The organism is Chitinophagales bacterium (genome assembly GCA_019694975.1).
Lineage (GTDB): Bacteria > Bacteroidota > Bacteroidia > Chitinophagales > UBA10324 > JACCZZ01.
The window spans coordinates 56,171-73,158 of sequence record JAIBAY010000009.1; the positions used below are offsets into that span (position 1 = coordinate 56,171).

At 47.0% G+C, this 16,988-nt stretch carries 8 protein-coding genes; 3 read left to right on the forward strand and 5 right to left on the reverse strand.

Going from position 1 to position 16,988, the window contains the following annotated elements; translation table 11 throughout:
* Positions 1 to 87: 87 nt before the first annotated feature.
* The 3 genes from K1X61_14575 (at position 88) to K1X61_14585 (ending at position 2,923) form a co-directional block, all read left to right on the forward strand.
* Positions 88 to 1,632 (forward strand): acyl-CoA carboxylase subunit beta, encoded by a 1,545-nt coding sequence (locus K1X61_14575; protein MBX7109872.1) that lies wholly within the window; start codon positions 88 to 90, stop codon positions 1,630 to 1,632.
* Between the two features lie 67 nt (positions 1,633 to 1,699).
* Entirely contained in the window at positions 1,700 to 2,587 is an 888-nt protein-coding gene (locus K1X61_14580) for a UbiA family prenyltransferase (protein ID MBX7109873.1), read from the forward strand.
* A gap of 81 nt (positions 2,588 to 2,668) precedes the next feature.
* Positions 2,669 to 2,923: a SemiSWEET transporter gene (locus K1X61_14585; GenBank protein ID MBX7109874.1), complete on the forward strand. Its 255-nt coding sequence runs from the start codon at positions 2,669 to 2,671 to the stop codon at positions 2,921 to 2,923.
* A gap of 4 nt (positions 2,924 to 2,927) precedes the next feature.
* On the opposite strand, the gene K1X61_14590 is transcribed toward K1X61_14585, so the two are convergent.
* From K1X61_14590 to K1X61_14610, 5 genes are all read right to left on the reverse strand, one after another.
* Complete coding sequence (locus K1X61_14590; GenBank protein ID MBX7109875.1) at positions 2,928 to 3,350, reverse strand: hotdog fold thioesterase; 423 nt, start codon at positions 3,348 to 3,350, stop codon at positions 2,928 to 2,930.
* A gap of 69 nt (positions 3,351 to 3,419) precedes the next feature.
* Positions 3,420 to 3,830, reverse strand: coding sequence for a hypothetical protein (locus K1X61_14595; protein MBX7109876.1), 411 nt, complete (start codon positions 3,828 to 3,830; stop codon positions 3,420 to 3,422).
* A 199-nt stretch (positions 3,831 to 4,029) separates the two neighbouring features.
* Positions 4,030 to 14,109 carry a PKD domain-containing protein gene (locus K1X61_14600; GenBank protein ID MBX7109877.1) on the reverse strand — a complete coding sequence of 3,360 codons (10,080 nt, stop codon included), beginning with the start codon at positions 14,107 to 14,109 and terminating at the stop codon, positions 4,030 to 4,032.
* Positions 14,110 to 14,142: 33 nt separating this feature from the next.
* Positions 14,143 to 15,399 carry a hypothetical protein gene (locus tag K1X61_14605; protein MBX7109878.1) on the reverse strand — a complete coding sequence of 419 codons (1,257 nt, stop codon included), beginning with the start codon at positions 15,397 to 15,399 and terminating at the stop codon, positions 14,143 to 14,145.
* Positions 15,400 to 15,441: 42 nt separating this feature from the next.
* The gene (locus K1X61_14610) at positions 15,442 to 16,713 is read right to left on the reverse strand and encodes a hypothetical protein (protein ID MBX7109879.1); all 1,272 of its coding nucleotides are present in this window, start codon (positions 16,711 to 16,713) and stop codon (positions 15,442 to 15,444) included.
* Between the last annotated feature and the right edge of the window lie 275 nt (positions 16,714 to 16,988).

Genomic DNA, 16,988 nt, shown 5'->3' on the forward strand with positions numbered 1-16,988 from the left:
ACAAGTTAGGTACAATTCCATGAAACCGATTTAATTCTATCTTAGCAACCATCTATTAATAAGTCATCAGGAATTAATCTAAACAACATGACCCAAGCGAAATTTCAGCAGCTGGAAGAAAAAATTACCAAAGCACTTGAAGGCGGTGGGGCCAGGCGTATTGAGGATCAGCATAAGAAAGGAAAACTAACAGCAAGAGAACGTATTCAATTGCTGATGGATGAAGGTTCTTTTGAAGAAGTAGGCATGTTTGTCATGCACCGCTCCGCTGATTTTGGCATGGAGAAAGAAGTGTATCTCGGAGATGGTGTTGTGACAGGCTATGGCACGGTGAATGGCAGAATGGTTTATGTGTATTCTCAGGATTTTACGGTCTTTGGCGGTTCACTTTCCGAAACGCATGCCGCTAAAATTGTCCGTATCATGGAGATGGCATTGAAAAATGGTGTCCCTGTTGTTGGTCTGAATGACAGTGGTGGTGCCCGTATACAGGAAGGGGTGGTTTCATTGGGAGGCTATGCTGATATTTTTTACCTGAATACAAAAGCATCCGGCGTTATTCCACAGCTATCTGCAATTATGGGGCCCTGTGCCGGCGGAGCCGTGTATTCTCCTGCCATCACCGATTTTGTATTGATGGTGGAAAATACATCTTACATGTTTGTCACTGGTCCTAATGTGGTGAAGACGGTAACCCATGAAGAAGTATCCTTTGAAGAACTGGGTGGTGCAATGACGCATGCGACTAAATCGGGAGTGACACATTTTACATCGGCCAATGAAGCTGACTGTATTCAAAAGATTAAAAATGTGTTATCATACCTGCCGCAGAACTGTGAAGATATTGCACCGGCATATCCTTATGAAGCGGCTGATGAACGGCGACCGAAACTCAACTCCATTATTCCCGACAACCCGAATCATCCGTATGACATCAAGGATGTGATTGACGCAATTGTTGACCCGGGAAGTTTTTTAGAAGTGCATAAGGATTTTGCAGAGAATATGGTGGTTGGGTTTGCGAGAATTGCCGGCCGCAGTATCGGTATTGTAGCCAATCAGCCTGCTGTGCTGGCCGGTGTGCTGGATATCAAGGCCTCTTCAAAAGGTGCAAGGTTTGTGCGTACCTGCGATTCATTCAATGTGCCGCTGCTGGTGCTCGAAGATGTGCCCGGATTTATGCCGGGAACCGATCAGGAATGGAATGGTATCATCAGCAATGGCGCTAAATTGTTGTATGCCTTTTGCGAAGCAACTGTGCCACGTGTCACTGTTATTACGCGTAAAGCATATGGTGGCGCCTATGATGTGATGAACTCGAAACACATTGGCGCGGATATGAACTATGCATGGCCAACGGCGGAAATAGCAGTGATGGGCGCCAAGGGTGCAGCGGAGATTATTTTCAGAAAAGAAATTAATGCCGCTGCAGACAAAGAAGCAAAGTTGCAGGAGAAGGTGGATGAATATGCTGAGAAATTCGCTCATCCGTATGGAGCCGCGGCTCACGGTTATATTGATGAAGTGATCAGGCCCGATGAAACACGCATTAAGCTGATCAGGGCATTCTCATTGCTTGAAAACAAAGTGGACAAGCGCCCAAGGAAGAAGCATGGAAACATTCCTTTGTAAGTAACAGCATGCTGCAGCATAATCCGGCTTTGCTGCAAGGTCACGGAATTTTGTCAAAAGCACCCTCATGCCCGCAAATTATAATGAGCTGACAAGTCGAATACTTAACCCGTTTATCTTTGGGAATATCATTATTGCAATTTGTGCATTAGTGCTTTCGCTGGAAACGTACCAGCAGCTGCAATTGCCGCTCCGGCTGGACGGATTGGCGATGCTGATTTTTTTTGCAACACTATCATTGTACAACGTGCATCGCCTGCTGGTGGTCGCACGCCTGCAGCCGCAGGATTATGGTGTTGTGACGGCATGGGCTGCACAACATCGTTTCACCCTCTTCATGCTTGCCCTCATTGGCGCGGGCGGCGTTGCATTTTTTGTTTTTCAGACTTCATTGCTGATTTTCGGAATATTGGCAGTGCTTGGTGCCGTTTCGCTGTTATATGAATTACCGCTGATAAAAAAGACAAGCCGTTTCAGGAGCCTGCGGAACCTCTGGATTCATAAGGCGTTTATGATTACTTCTGTGTGGACACTGGCAACGGCATTTCTGCCAGCTGTGAATGCGCATGTGCCGCTATCGGATTACCACCTCTGGCTGGTGCTGGCAGAACGTATGCTGTTTATTTTTATAATCGCGCTTTGCTTCGATGCACGCGACGTTGAATTTGACAGTAAGGAAGGTTTAAAGACCATTCCCATACTTTATGGCCCTGTATTTACGCAGCACCTCTACAAAGGATTAAGTGCTATGCTGATTATCATGGCTGTAATTCATTATGTATTGCTGCTACAGGATTACGCAACAGGGCTGGCCATGATCCTGTCAGCCGGCATCACATACTTCGTCGTGCAACGAACAAGTTCGAAGCAATCAGATTACTACTATATTTTTATTGTGGACGGTATGATGATATTGCAATTTCTGCTGATCGCATTGCTCTCCGCCTTGTTTTAACGTGATTGTTAATTCAGTTTCACCCGGAATATACTTGTCGGATTCCAACCGGAGATTAAAAACAAAATAAAATACTTTCCAATGACAGCAGATGATACACTTGGGTTAGTTGCCGGAGCACTTACATCCGTTTCATTTCTGCCACAGGTTCTTAAAACCTGGCGGTCGAAATCAGCAAAGGACCTTTCGCTTGGCATGTTCGGAATTTTTTCAGCCGGCATCACTGTCTGGCTGATCTATGGCATCAGGGTTCACAATATTCCGGTAATCGCCGCAAATACAATTACATTGTTGCTTTGCCTGGTGATACTATACTTTAAACTCAGGTTCCGGTAGGTAATTATTTTCTATCGAGAATGGCATTGGTGATGCGGCTGATGCAAATCAGTTTCTCCTGCTCATTATAAATTTTAATCTCCCAAACCTGCGTGCTTCTGCCTAAATGAATGGGCCTGGCCACGCCGGTAACATAACCATCACGCGCCGTTTTGATATGGTTGGCATTTATTTCCAGGCCGACTACCGTTTGTGTAGTTGTATCAATGCACAGGACAGAAGCAACACTTCCCAGCGATTCAGCCAAAACAACGGAAGCGCCGCCATGCAGCAAACCCATTGGCTGTTTGGTACGGTAGTCAACCGGCATTGTTGCTTTGAGATAATCGTCACCTGCCTCGGTAAACTCAATACCAACATGCTGCTGCATACTGTTATTGTGCCATTCGTTCAGTTCCTGAAGGTCGATTACTGATTTCCAGATCATGGGTTGATACGAGATTTTCGTTATTGGGTTGATGCAGCATAGGAGAATGATGACTGTTGTCGTCCTCGGTTATTGTTCATCCGGGCTGGTCATCACACGCTTTTGTTCCGGCAGGTTGGTAGTATGCGAGTTGTTTAAGCGTTTATTTTTCCTGTAGATAAACGGTACAGTGATAAAAAAACCGATCGCGGCAATCAGTGTTACATAGGGCAAATAGGTTTTCCCTTCTTCAAAATAAACCCATGAAGTAAACAGCAGGGCAAGGCCTTCCAGGAAATGGATGCCGACGCCAAGCATTCTGCTGTGTGTTTTTTGTTTTCTTTCATACAATACATAACCTATGATTACAAGGCCTGAAAACAGGATGATGCCTCCAATGACGGCATGATGGTCAGTCATTTTAGTATATCCCTTTAATGCGAGTGCAAATCCTGTGAGGGCATGTGCCAGGGTACCGAACCTGTGATTGAGTATCGACATTTTTGCGGACTGCAATTTCCAAATGTAAGCAAATTATTCACTGTGTCAGATCAGTCGGCTTCGACTGCGCGATGGAAAGAAAAACTGATCTATTAATTGGTTTTTACTGGTGATGCAATAGTCTTGCAACGTGCACTGATAAAATAAAAAATCCGGAATGATTGTCGCCATTCCGGATTTTTTGATACATCACTTAAAATTATTCTTCAATCACAAGTTTCCTGGTAAAGGTCTGATCATCCACTGCAATGTGCAGCAGGAAAACACCTTTCTGATAAGCAGCCAGCTGTATCTCATCATGCAGTCTTCCATCCGGAACGGCCACTTTTTCTTCATACACAACCTGTCCGATGAGGTTAGTGATCTGGATCATGGCCTCATTGCTCTCTTTAGCATCAAGCGATAATTCAACTACGAAATGGCCATTGCTCGGATTAGGATAGACTTCAAAGACAGGATCGTGACTCATTGCATCCGCCGGCATTGCTGATTTCAAAGGAAGGGTAGTGAATTTGTCGGTCGGTGAAAAGACGGTTTTGGAAGTGCCGCAAATGGTGCGCACTTTCCACTTGTAATTGGTGGACGGAGTGAGGCCTTTTATCAGTATGGATGTTCCCGGAGCAACAACACTCTTCGGATACCACGTTGTGTTTGGATGAGCAAGACCATACTGAATTTTGTACTTGGTTGCGCCTGGTACAGGATCCCAGCTTACCAGTTCACTCGACGAAGTGATCTCGGCATGTGCAAGGCCAATTGGAATGAAGCAGGCAGGTTCATCGGTCTGTCCATCACAATTATCATCAATGCCGTTAATCACTTCCACCACTCCGGGATTGACAGCAGCGTCTGTATCGTTACAATCAGTGCTGTCGGTTACATAACCTGAAACAGGAATGCATGATTGAGTGGATACTGATGCATTTCCATATAAATCAGCATCTGCATCCTGGTAGTAAGCGACGACGGGCAGTACCTCAACCGGTGTAATTTGCACGGATGCTACTGTATCGCAATAATTAATTTCACTCAATGAATAAGAACCGGATTCGTTAACTGAAACAGTAATACCGGTACTTCCATTGCTCCAGACGTATTCGCTTCCGATTTTCGGGTTCGTAACACTGAGTGTAATGCTGTCTCCCTCACATACGGTGTCAGCTGAAGCAGTGAAGACAGGCGGGATGGCATCAAAGTTCACAGGGAAAGTATAAACCCTTCCGCTGCGCCCGGTGATATAGGCGAGACATCCGTTGGCCGTGATATGCAGCAGGTCGTCGGTATTGCCAATGCTCCAGTGTACCCAGGTCATTCCGCAATCTGAAGTAGTGAGAATGATACCGTGGTGTCCCACACAAATCATGTGTAATGAATCAATCACAATCACACCGGTGAGATCATAGGTAGTGCCGGAATTGCAGGGATGCCAGGAAGCGCCTGCATTGTTGCTGATGGAGATACTTCCATAAGCGCCAACGCTGCAACCCACGCCACCATAACCGCCGCCGCTGTATCCGCCGCCGGGGCAGTTGCAGCCAAAGGCAATAGCATACAGGTTGTAAAGCACGCCGGAGTTAACAGCAATCCATCCAATTCCGGGCTGATAACGGCAGATGATTCCATTATAACCCACTGCCCACAGATAACCGTTCCAATAATTCACCCCATAAAAAGTATTGGTTACACCGGGAGAGATATTGCTCCACAGAGTACCGTTCCAATACCAAACCTGCCCGTTGGTACCCACAGCATAACCGCTGTTGGGATTGCTGAAATAAATATTTTGAATATCGCATCCGCATGGAATGATGTAGGTGATCCAGCCGCCAATGGTGCCCGTATAATTCACTGCGGTGAATCCTCCTTCACCAGCAATCCAGATAGCGCTGTTACCCTGAATGCCTGTATAGCTCACACCATTAAGGTGGCAGGTGCATGGCAGGCCGAGCGATAGCCATGTTGTTCCGCCATCACCGGTCTGGTAAACCTCGCCATTGGGTTGAACGATGCAGCCGTGCAAAGGTGAAATAAAGGATGCACGCACCACATCAATGGTGGAGTAAGCAGCAAAATTTGTTGAAGTATGACTGAAAATATTCCATACTCTTACCAGGTTGGTGGATGTAATGGAATCTGCGCATCCATCCTCGCTTATTACTTTTAATTTAACAGTATAGAAGTTTGGAGCATTGGCCAGTGAATAGGTATGTGACGGATTGGCCAGATCAGATGTGGCGCCATCGCCAAAATCCCACAGGTAACTCGCAATCATTCCGTTGGTGTTGCTGGAAAAGTAAACTGTTCCGTTTCCGGGCAGGAATCGCTCGAGACTATCCGCAGTAAATCCGGTTAAAGGATCAATATTGCTTACCACTACTGCCTCAGAGGTTGCACTGCAGCCTGAGTTATCTGACACTGTTACACTGTAGCTGCCTGCATCGCTCACTACAATTGACTGAGTTGATTCTCCGGTACTCCATGAATAGCCTGCTGCTTCGCTGCTGGTAAGTGTAACAGTACCGCTGCCACAAAGATTGGTAGAACCGCTCGTGGTGATCACCGGTGTCACAACACCTGCTGCAATGGTTAAAATAGGTGATTCGATTGTATCGCAGAAAGAAATTTCAGTAACTGAATAGTCGCCCCCTTCTGTAACAACAATTGAATTTCCTGTGCTTCCGTCACTCCACATGTATTCACTCCCAACTTTAGGATTGACAACACTTAGTGTGGAAGGATTCGTTAAGCATACTGTATCAGCTGATGCTGTAAATGCAGGTGGCACAGGGTCGAAGTTCACAGGGAAAGTGTAAATCCTTCCGCTGCGCCCGGTGATATAGGCGAGGCATCCGTTGGCTGTTATATGAAGCAAGTCATCCGTATTGCCGACACTCCAGTGTACCCAGGTCATTCCGCAATCTGAAGTAGTGAGAATGATACCGTGGTGCCCCACACAAATCATGTGCAGTGAATCAATCACAATCACACCGGTTAGGTCATAGGTAGTGCCGGAATTGCAGGGATGCCAGGAAGCGCCTGCATTGTTGCTGATGGAGATACTTCCATAAGCGCCAACGCTGCAACCCACGCCACCATAACCACCGCCGCTGTATCCGCCGCCGGGGCAGTTGCAGCCAAAGGCAATAGCATACAGGTTGTAAAGCACGCCGGAGTTAACGGCAATCCATCCGGAGCCGGGCTGATAATAACAGATGATACCATTGTAACCCACGACCCACAGGTAACCGTTCCAATAGTTCACCCCATAAAAAGTATTGGTTACACCGGGAGAGATATTGCTCCACAAAGTGCCGTTCCAATACCAAACCTGCCCGTTGGTACCCACAGCATAACCGCTGTTGGGATTGCTGAAATAAATATTTTGAATATCGCATCCGCAAGGAATGATGTAGGTAGTCCAGCCGCCAGGCAGGCCGGAGTAATTAACAGCAGTAAATCCGCCGGCTCCGGCAATCCAGATGGCGCTGTTGCCCTGTGTGCCCACATAACTTACGCCATTGAGCTGACAAGTGCAGGGCAAGCCAAGCGACAGCCAGGTAGTGCCGCCGTCAATAGTTTGATAGACGTGACCGTCAGGTTGTACCACGCAACCGTACAGTGGTGAAATGAAAGACGCGCTGTGAACATCAATAGTAGAATAAGTGGTAAATGATGTTGGTGTACAATTGAATTTGTTCCATACCCTGATCATATTGCTGATCGTTAGCGAATCTGTGCATCCATCTTCGCTTGTCACTTTTAATTTAACAGTATAGAAGTTTGGAGCATTGGCCAGTGAATAGGTATGTGACGGATTGGTCAGATCAGATGTGGCGCCATCGCCAAAATCCCACAAGTAACTCGCAATCGTTCCGTTGGTGTTGCTGGAAAAGTAAACTGTTCCGTTTCCGGGCAGGAATCGTTCCAGGCTGTCGGCAGCAAAACCATTCAGCGGAGAGCCTGCCGTAACAGTAACGGTCTCTGAAGTGGCGCTGCATCCGAGTCCATCGGTAACCGTGACGCTATAATCTCCGGGAGTATTCACTACGATGAAACTTGTGGTGGCTCCATTGCTCCACAGGTAATTTGATGCATCACTCGCTGTCAGTGTCACTGTGCTGTTGCCGCAAAGGTTGGTGGAGCCGCTTGCCTGAATGGTTGGCGTAACAACACCGTCAACAATCGTCTGTGTGACCGCTATGAGTGTGTCGCAGGCTGTATATTCTGAAACGAAGTAATCTCCACCTGCTGTCACAATGATAGAATTTCCCGTGCTTCCGTTGCTCCATTTGTATTCACTTCCGACTTTCGGATTGATTACACTTAAGGTTACCGGGCTTGATGAACAAACGGTATCGTTAGAAACGGTGAATGAAGGCGGAATAGGGTCAAAGTTCACAGGGAAGGTGTACACTTTCCCGCTCTTACCGGTAATATAGGCAAGGCAACCATTCGCAGTAATTCCTGTGAGGTCATCCGTATTGCCAACACTCCATTGTACCCAGGTCATTCCGCAATCTGAAGTAGTGAGAATGATACCGTGGTGTCCCACACAAATCATGTGTAATGAATCAATCACAATCACACCGGTGAGATCATAGGTAGTGCCGGAATTGCAGGGATGCCAGGAAGCGCCTGCATTGTTGCTGATGGAGATACTTCCATAAGCGCCAACGCTGCAACCCACGCCACCATAACCACCGCCGCTGTATCCGCCGCCGGGGCAGTTGCAGCCAAAGGCAATAGCATACAGGTTGTAAAGCACGCCGGAGTTAACGGCAATCCATCCGGAGCCGGGCTGATAATAACAGATGATACCATTGTAACCCACGACCCACAGGTAACCGTTCCAATAGTTCACCCCATAAAAAGTATTGGTTACACCGGGAGAGATATTGCTCCACAAAGTGCCGTTCCAATACCAAACCTGCCCGTTGGTACCCACAGCATAACCGCTGTTGGGATTGCTGAAATAAATATTTTGAATATCGCATCCGCAAGGAATGATGTAGGTAGTCCAGCCGCCAGGCAGGCCGGAGTAATTAACAGCAGTAAATCCGCCGGCTCCGGCAATCCAGATGGCGCTGTTGCCCTGTGTGCCCACATAACTTACGCCATTGAGCTGACAAGTGCAGGGCAAGCCAAGCGACAGCCAGGTAGTGCCGCCGTCAATAGTTTGATAGACGTGACCATCAGGTTGTACCACGCAACCGTATTGCGGTGAAATAAATGAAGCACCATAAACATCCGTCGATGAGTAGGTAGCAAAGGAAGTTCCCGTGCACGCAAATTTGTTCCATACCCTGATCATGTTAGTGTTAATGATCACGTCACTGCATCCTTCGTCGTTCGTGACGGTAAGGCTGACGGCATAAAAGCCGGGAGCATTCGCAGCGTTATAGGTATGCGAAGGATTTGCGACATCACTTGTTGTTCCATCACCAAAATCCCAGAGGTATGAAACTATGTTACCGTTGGTACTGGCTGAAAAATGCACTGTGCCGTTTCCGGGAAGGAAGCGCTCAAGACTATCGGCGGCAATACTGTTCAGCGGGCTTTCGCTGGTAATAAGAACAGGATCTGCAACGGCCGAACAACCTGATACATCTGTTACGGTTACACTATAGCTTCCGGCATCATTCACAACAATGTAACTGGCGACAGAGCCATTGCTCCACAGATAACTCACCCCGCTGCTGGCAGTGAGTGTAACGGTTTCAATTCCGCATAGGTTAGTGGAACCACTCACATCAATTGAAGCAGTCGACACACCCTGGTAAATTGTTTGTACCGCTGACGTTAGCGTATCACACAAGGAATATTCCGTTACGGAATAATTTCCGGGCACATTGGTGACGAGTGTGTTTCCTGCACTGCCATTACTCCATACATATTGACTTCCAAACTTTGGATTCACCACGCTTAACGTCGCGAAACTGCCGGCACAAATTGTGTCGTCAGATAAAGTGAATGCCGGTGGTGCTGCGTTGAAATTAATGGGGAATGTGTAAACGCCTCCATTGTTTCCGGTGATATAGGCCACGCATCCGCTGGCAGTGATGCTGGTCAGATCTTCAGTATTGCCTATGCTCCAGGGAACCCAGGTAAGACCGCAATCAGCAGTTGTTAAGACAATACCATGTTGACCCACGCAAATCATGTGGAGTGAATCAATCACATATGCGCCTGTCAGATCGTAAGTTGTTCCTGAATATGAATTATGCCATGTTGAGCCGCCATCATTACTGATGATGATTGTTCCGCCGGCACCTACGCCGAGTCCCACACCGCCATATCCACCGCCGCCACCATTGTATCCGCCGCCTGAACAGGTGCAGCCGAAGCTGATGCTGTAAAGATTATAGATGGTGCCGGAGACTATATTTACCCACCCAAAACCAGGTTGATATTGCCAGATAATACCGCCATAACCCACAGCCCACAGGTAACCACCCCAATAGTTTACTGCATAGAAATTATTGGAAATTCCGGGAGATATATTGCCCCAGTAAGTACCATTCCAGAACCATACCTGTCCGTTTGTTCCTACTGCATATCCATTGTCAGGACTGCTGAAATAAATATTGGAAATGGAACAACCACAAGGTATAATGTAAGTGATCCATCCTCCCGGTGTTCCGGTGTAATTGACAGCAGTGAAACCGTCTTCACCTGCCACCCAAATGGCACTGTTACCCTGTGAGCCCACATAGCTTACACCATTCAGATGACAAGTGCAGGGGAGGCCAAGGGTATCCCATGTATCTCCGCCGTTGCTGGTGATGTATACTTGCCCGTTTGGTTGTATGGCGCAACCGTAAAGCGAAGAAATGAAGGAAGCATTGGTAACATCTTCCGTTGAATAGGAATAGAAGGTGGTACCTGCATGCGGGAATTCATCCCACACCCTGATCATGTTATAAGCTGCAATGGAATCAGTGCATCCTGCATCATTGGTAACCGTAAGTTTCACGGTATAAAATCCCGGTGCACTCGACGAAGTATAGGTATGAGAAGGATTGACGAGGGTTGAAGTTCCGCCATCGCCGAATTTCCAGTTATAACCTGTTATAGTTCCATTTGTGCTGGAAGTAAACTGAACGGATCCGTTATCGGGTAAAAATCTTTCTATGCTGTCAGCAACGAAGCCATTCACCGGCGATGAAACTGTTACCGTAACGGGTGTGGCCGTAGCAAAGCAGCCATTGGCATCGGTAACATTTACATTATACTCACCCGGCAGCGTGGCGGTGATTGTTTGCGTGGTGGCGCCATTAGACCAGTAATAGTTTAAACCGGAAGGCGATGCCATCAGGTCAACACTGCCTGTGCTGCATATCGCAGTTGGGCCGGAAGGCACAATGGTTACAACCGGTGGGGCCACGAAGGAAACAGCTACAACATTTGAACTGGCTGTGCATCCAATCCCATCTGTGACGCGGCAAGAATAATTACCAGGTACTGTGGTATTAAATGATGCATTGGTAGCGCCGCTGATATCAATTCCGCTTTCCATCCATTGAAAACTCAGGCTTGTTCCTGTTGCATACACAGCTAATGATGCCTGGTTGTAATTACACACTGTCAGGGGGCCGGCCGGATAAACGCTGATGGTAGGATTGTGAACGTCAACAATCACAGGTACTGAATTCGTTGCCTGGCATCCGTAGCTATTGGAAACAGTCACGAAGTAGGCTCCTGATGAAGTTGCATTGATAGATTGGGTGGTGCTGCCTCCGTCATTCCATAGATAACTGTTTGCAGCCGAGGAAGTGAGTTGTACGCTTCCGCCTGTACAGAATGTCGTCGCACCACTAGTGCTGATTGTGGGGGCGGCAGGATTAGGATTGACCGTTACCGAAAGTGGTTGTGATGTAGCTGAGCAACCTGCACCGGAAGTTCCGGAAACCGTAAAGGTGCCGGTTGCTGATACATTGATAGATTGCGTTGTGGCTCCAGTGCTCCATAGGTATTGAGAGAAACCTCCGGAGGCAACAAGCGTAAGATAAGGGCCTTCACAAAATGTGGTTGCACCGAGTGGCGTAATTGTCACACTGCTGGCGGATACAGTATCAACCTGCACGTATGCTGACTGACCCGGACAGCCGTTGGCATCGTAACCAATAACTTTATAGAAACCAGGTTCTGATGCCGAATAGGTTGACCCGCTGCCGACAGTAACAACACCGCGAATCCACGTATAACTGACGAGGTTGGCCGGCACGGCACTTAGTAAAATGCTGCTGCCTGTGCAGATTTGCTGGGGAGTGGATGGTGTGACGGAAACGGAAGGTGAGGAAATACATGGATCAACAAATACCATCGACTTCATAGTATTACTCCATGCGTTGTCAAGTCCTTTGGCACGCACGTTCAGCAAATGAAAACCGGATCCGGTTAAACCCGAGTTGGCCGATGCAGTAATTTGTTCAAGCGCATTGTTAAAACTTCCGTCGAAAGCGAACATCATTTCCGCGTTGGTGCTGTCTGAATCCCACCAGTATTGACCGCTGATAATTTTAACATCGCGTGCGGTAATCGGTTGTTCTACACTGATGATAGTGCTGAAAGTGTTGCCAAAACTTCCGTCATAACCTTTCGCATGTACATTCAATTTATGAAACCCGGCTGAAGGCGGAGCGATCGCCCCGTTGCTGATCAGTGTCTCGAAGGCATCATTGAAGGTCCCGTCAAAAGATATGAGTGGCGTTGTGTTGTTGGTATCATTGTCCCACCATAATTCACCCATGGTAACCTGGAAGGTGGTTGCCGTAATAGGTTGTTCAACGCTGATGATACTGCTGAAGGTGTTGCTGTAGTTACCGTCAAATCCTTTTACGCGGATATTCAGTTTATGAAATCCAGCTGAAGGCGGATAGAATGTTCCGTTATTTATTACGGTTTCCAATGCATCATTGAAAGTTCCGTCAAAGGAAATAAGTTGTATGATGTTGATAGTATCATTATCCCACCAGCATTCACCCATTGTGATAAAAAAGCTGCCGGCAACAATGGCTTGTTCAACACTGATAATTGCACTGAAGGTGTTGCTCCAGTTTCCATCAAGTCCTTTCACATGCATGCTGATTTTGTGAAATCCTGCTGCAGGAGGAAGAAGTGCTGCATTATTCATCACGGTCTCCAGTGCATCATTAAATGAACCGTCAAATGAAATCAGTGCTATAGCTCCTGCAATATTTTCATCCCACCAGCATTCACCTGCCGTGATATGTACGTTAGGTATGGTAAGCGGAGTATCCACGGAAAGCACGGTGGTAAATAGAGGGCTCCATGCGCCATCATTGCCTATAACCCGGATATTCATAGTATGAAGACCCAGTGTTAGTGATGATCCCGCATTGCTTGCCGCCAGTGTTTCCAGTGCACTGTTGAAATTTCCGTCAAAGGCGATTAATGGCAAAGCCGCGCCTTCACCGAGATCTGTGTCAAAGAATATTTCGCCGGCGGTGATTTTCACTGTGCGGGGCACCTGTGCGGGATCCACCCTTGTCACCACGGTGAATGCCGGGCTCCAGGTACCGTCGGTACCATGCACCCGGATATTAAGTGTATGAAGTCCCTCGACGGTAGGCGGCAGAAATGTTCCGGCCATAACTGTTTCCAATGCACTGTTGAAGTTGCCGTCGAAAGCGATCAGTGGCGTACCGGCGCCTTCTCCCGGATCCGTATCGAAAAATGCTTCACCTGCAGTGATCCTGATATCACGTGCCGTGATGGCTGGATCGACTCTCACTACAGTCGTAAACACATCACTCCAGGTAGCATCATGGCCTTTCACACGCACATTCAGTGTATGCATACCGGCTGTAAGCGGCGGCAAAAAATTATTGCTCATCACTTTTTCCAGGGCATCATTAAAGTTGCCATCAAATGCTATCATGGCTGAACCGTTGCCTTGTCCCGGATCATTGTCCCAGAAAACTTCGCCCTGCGTAATATTCACCTGCCGTGCGACAACGGCATCATCCACTTTCAGGACGGTCGTAAATACAGGTCCCCAGTTGTTGTTGTTATCGCGTACCCGCACATTGAGCGTATGTAATCCAGTGGTGAGTCCGCTGATGTTTTTGGAGACCTGCTCTGTGATATTATCGAACGTGCCGTCTGCGGCATTCAGTGGTGTGGCTAAACCAATACCCGGATCGGTGTCAACATAGTATTCACCGCCGGCTACGTAATGATATTGTGCCTGTGCAAGTTGCGCCATCAGTAAAGCTGCAGCGAGCAGGCAACATTTTATGAGTAGAAATGGCTTCACGAAAATCATTTTAGGGAGATGGATAACTGCAAACTACTTGTCAAATGAGTCGGCTTTCAGACTCACATTGTTTCCCATCAGCACTCTTCGCGGCGCATTCACATAGGTCACGCGTGCTCCGTTCGTCAGGTTATTCATCGGGTGGAAGTTGGTGATGCGCAGCGAACCGCCGCCGCAGCCTGCATCATTCCTGCTAAGGTCATGATCTGCATATCCGTCATTAGGATATCCGCCATCCACGGCAGTGCCGGTAAGGGCAATGCCTGTATTGATATCAAAAGTGCTATTGGATCCTGTAACGTTGGTACCGTCATTCACGATACCGTACAGGGCATTTGAAGTGCCCAGCTGAAAATGGTTATAACTGAAAACATAATTATTTTGACTGGCAACCAGGTAAAAACCATATGCGCCGGAGCCTCCATTCATCACAAGGTTATTGTAAATGAAAGTGAATGAACTGGCAGTATAAAAGGTTATCGTCTGATAGCCGCTGCTGTTATTGTAAAAAGTGTTATTGATAAGGGTATTGCCACCACTCTGATTGGAATTGGTGTAATAGACATACATCGGGTATTCTGCATATGCATTGTTTTTTATATAGTTATTTGCGATATAGAAAAAATTGGTGCTGTTAGCCCAGTACAGCGCCACTTGTCCGCCACCGGAGCTGGACATTTCAATCCTGTTGCCAACAATGAATACGGTGTCTGTGGCCACTGTGTTTTCACCCAGGATATAAATGGTATTCGCGGTACCAGTACCGGCATTAATATAATTGCCGATTATCTTACCGAAGCGAAGCGTAATGGAAGGATTGGTTCCTAAGAGGGAGTCCTGCATCATATTGAGTTCCCAATAGGAATTAGAATAAAAGTCAACATAACCATTCCTGATTTTACTGCCAACCAGGGTAAACTTTGACCGCACTGCACCGGGAACGGCAGCTCCAACTATATTGCCCAGCAGCAGATCCATGCCCTGTATTATTATATTCGAACTTGCCACCGGAGGCGTGACGGTAATATTTGCACTTACCTGGAATTGCTGACCCTCGGTATTGCTGAGGATCTGTACGTTTTTGTTGATATTGATGCTGGCTTCATTGTATTGAATGCCTGGTGTTACGAGGATCCTGTCGCCATTGGAAGCAGCATTGATGGCAGCGCTGATCGTTGAATATTGCGGTAAAACACCACCGCTTACCACAACAAGATCAGTAGCATTTGAAAAATTACTTGTGAAGGTGATAAAGAGGGCAATCGCTGAAAGTTTATGTATGAGTTTCATGATGACGAAGATTTTTGGATGACAAATAATTGATTTCAGTTTCTATCGGTCGAAGGCACTGGCTTTGATATTAACCGATTGCCCGATGGTAACTCTTCTTGGTGCAAGCATATAGGTAATGCGGGAAGCGCCAAGGTTCATTGGATGAAATTGTCCAAAGCTGAAAGAGCCGCCATAGCAGCCCACATCATTACGGGTCACATCCAGGTCATAGAAGGCAGAATCACCATAACCGGCATTAATTGCATCGGCGCCTGCAAGTAGCGATCCATTGTCGGCATCAAAGAAACTTGCTGCATTTGTATTCAGGTTGTTGGTTCCGTCGTTGGCCAAACCGGTCAGTCCGCCTGTGGTGCTTTTGATATAATTGTAACTCATGGCATTGAAGGAAGAAGTGGTTCCCCAGTAAATGCCGCCGTAACCACTGCTGAGCGTGGACATAATCAGGTTATTGAATACGTCGTTGTAGCTGTTACTGTAGAGGCTGTATTCATAGATGGCCATCCACATATACCCTGCGGAATACAAGGTATTGTTCACCACTGTATTTCTTCCTGCGAGGGAAGGCTTATTGGTGTAGATGAAAATGCAGCCGCTATAGCCATTGGTGTTGCCGCATTTGATGTAATTATTGGCGATATAATGAAACTGCGTGGTTGATTCCCAGTAGATACCGGCATTGTAGCCATTCTGCGGGCAGGTGATGATGTGGTTGCCGATTATCAGGATGCTGTCATTGGTGCTTACGGCATCACTGGTAACATAAATATTGTGTGTGCTGGTGACCGTTTGATTTTGTATGTAACAACCGATTACCTTTCCGTAACGGAATTGTATCACACCGTTTTTCAAGGAGTCACTCGAAGCATTCAGGTCGTAGTAATGCGAACTATAGAAATTGATGATACCATTATCCAGCCGGCAGCCGAGAATATTCACCTTTGTTTTTCCGCCGGCATTGGCCTGCGAGATGGAAGAGATATTCCCGTTCTGCAGGTTCATGCCGATAATGGTTACCACACCATTCGCCGGCATCGAAGCACCATCCACGTTGACGGCGCCATTCACGCCAAAGTATTTTCCTTCCACGGCACAGAGTAACTGAATGTTTTTGTTGATCACGATATTCTCTGTGTACGGAGATCCGCCGCTTTTGGGATAAATAAGAATGCGGTCACCGGCCGATGCTGCCGTAAGAGCCGCATTGATGGTGGGAAATGCACCGCCTTGTCCGCCGTCCGCTACAATACGATCAGTAGCGCGTGCAAATGGTGCTGCTGCTATTATGGCCAATAGCGCGATCAGAAGCTTCATGTTTTTCATGTTGTTTTTATTTGTATGAGAGGGAAGAAAACCAAATGTAGCAAGTTTGGATTCACTTATTCAATGATGGTAAGAAAAATTTTAATAATGATTGACCCTATCACCATGCTGCCGGATAATACATATGTAAGCAAAATACTATTTATCAGGGAATGACTTATTTACCTGGCTTCAGTCAGTTGGTGCACAACATATGTATTTAAAGACGTTACCGGTCAATGTTTTGAACATATGATGTTGCTGCCTATATTTAATCAACGCTAAGG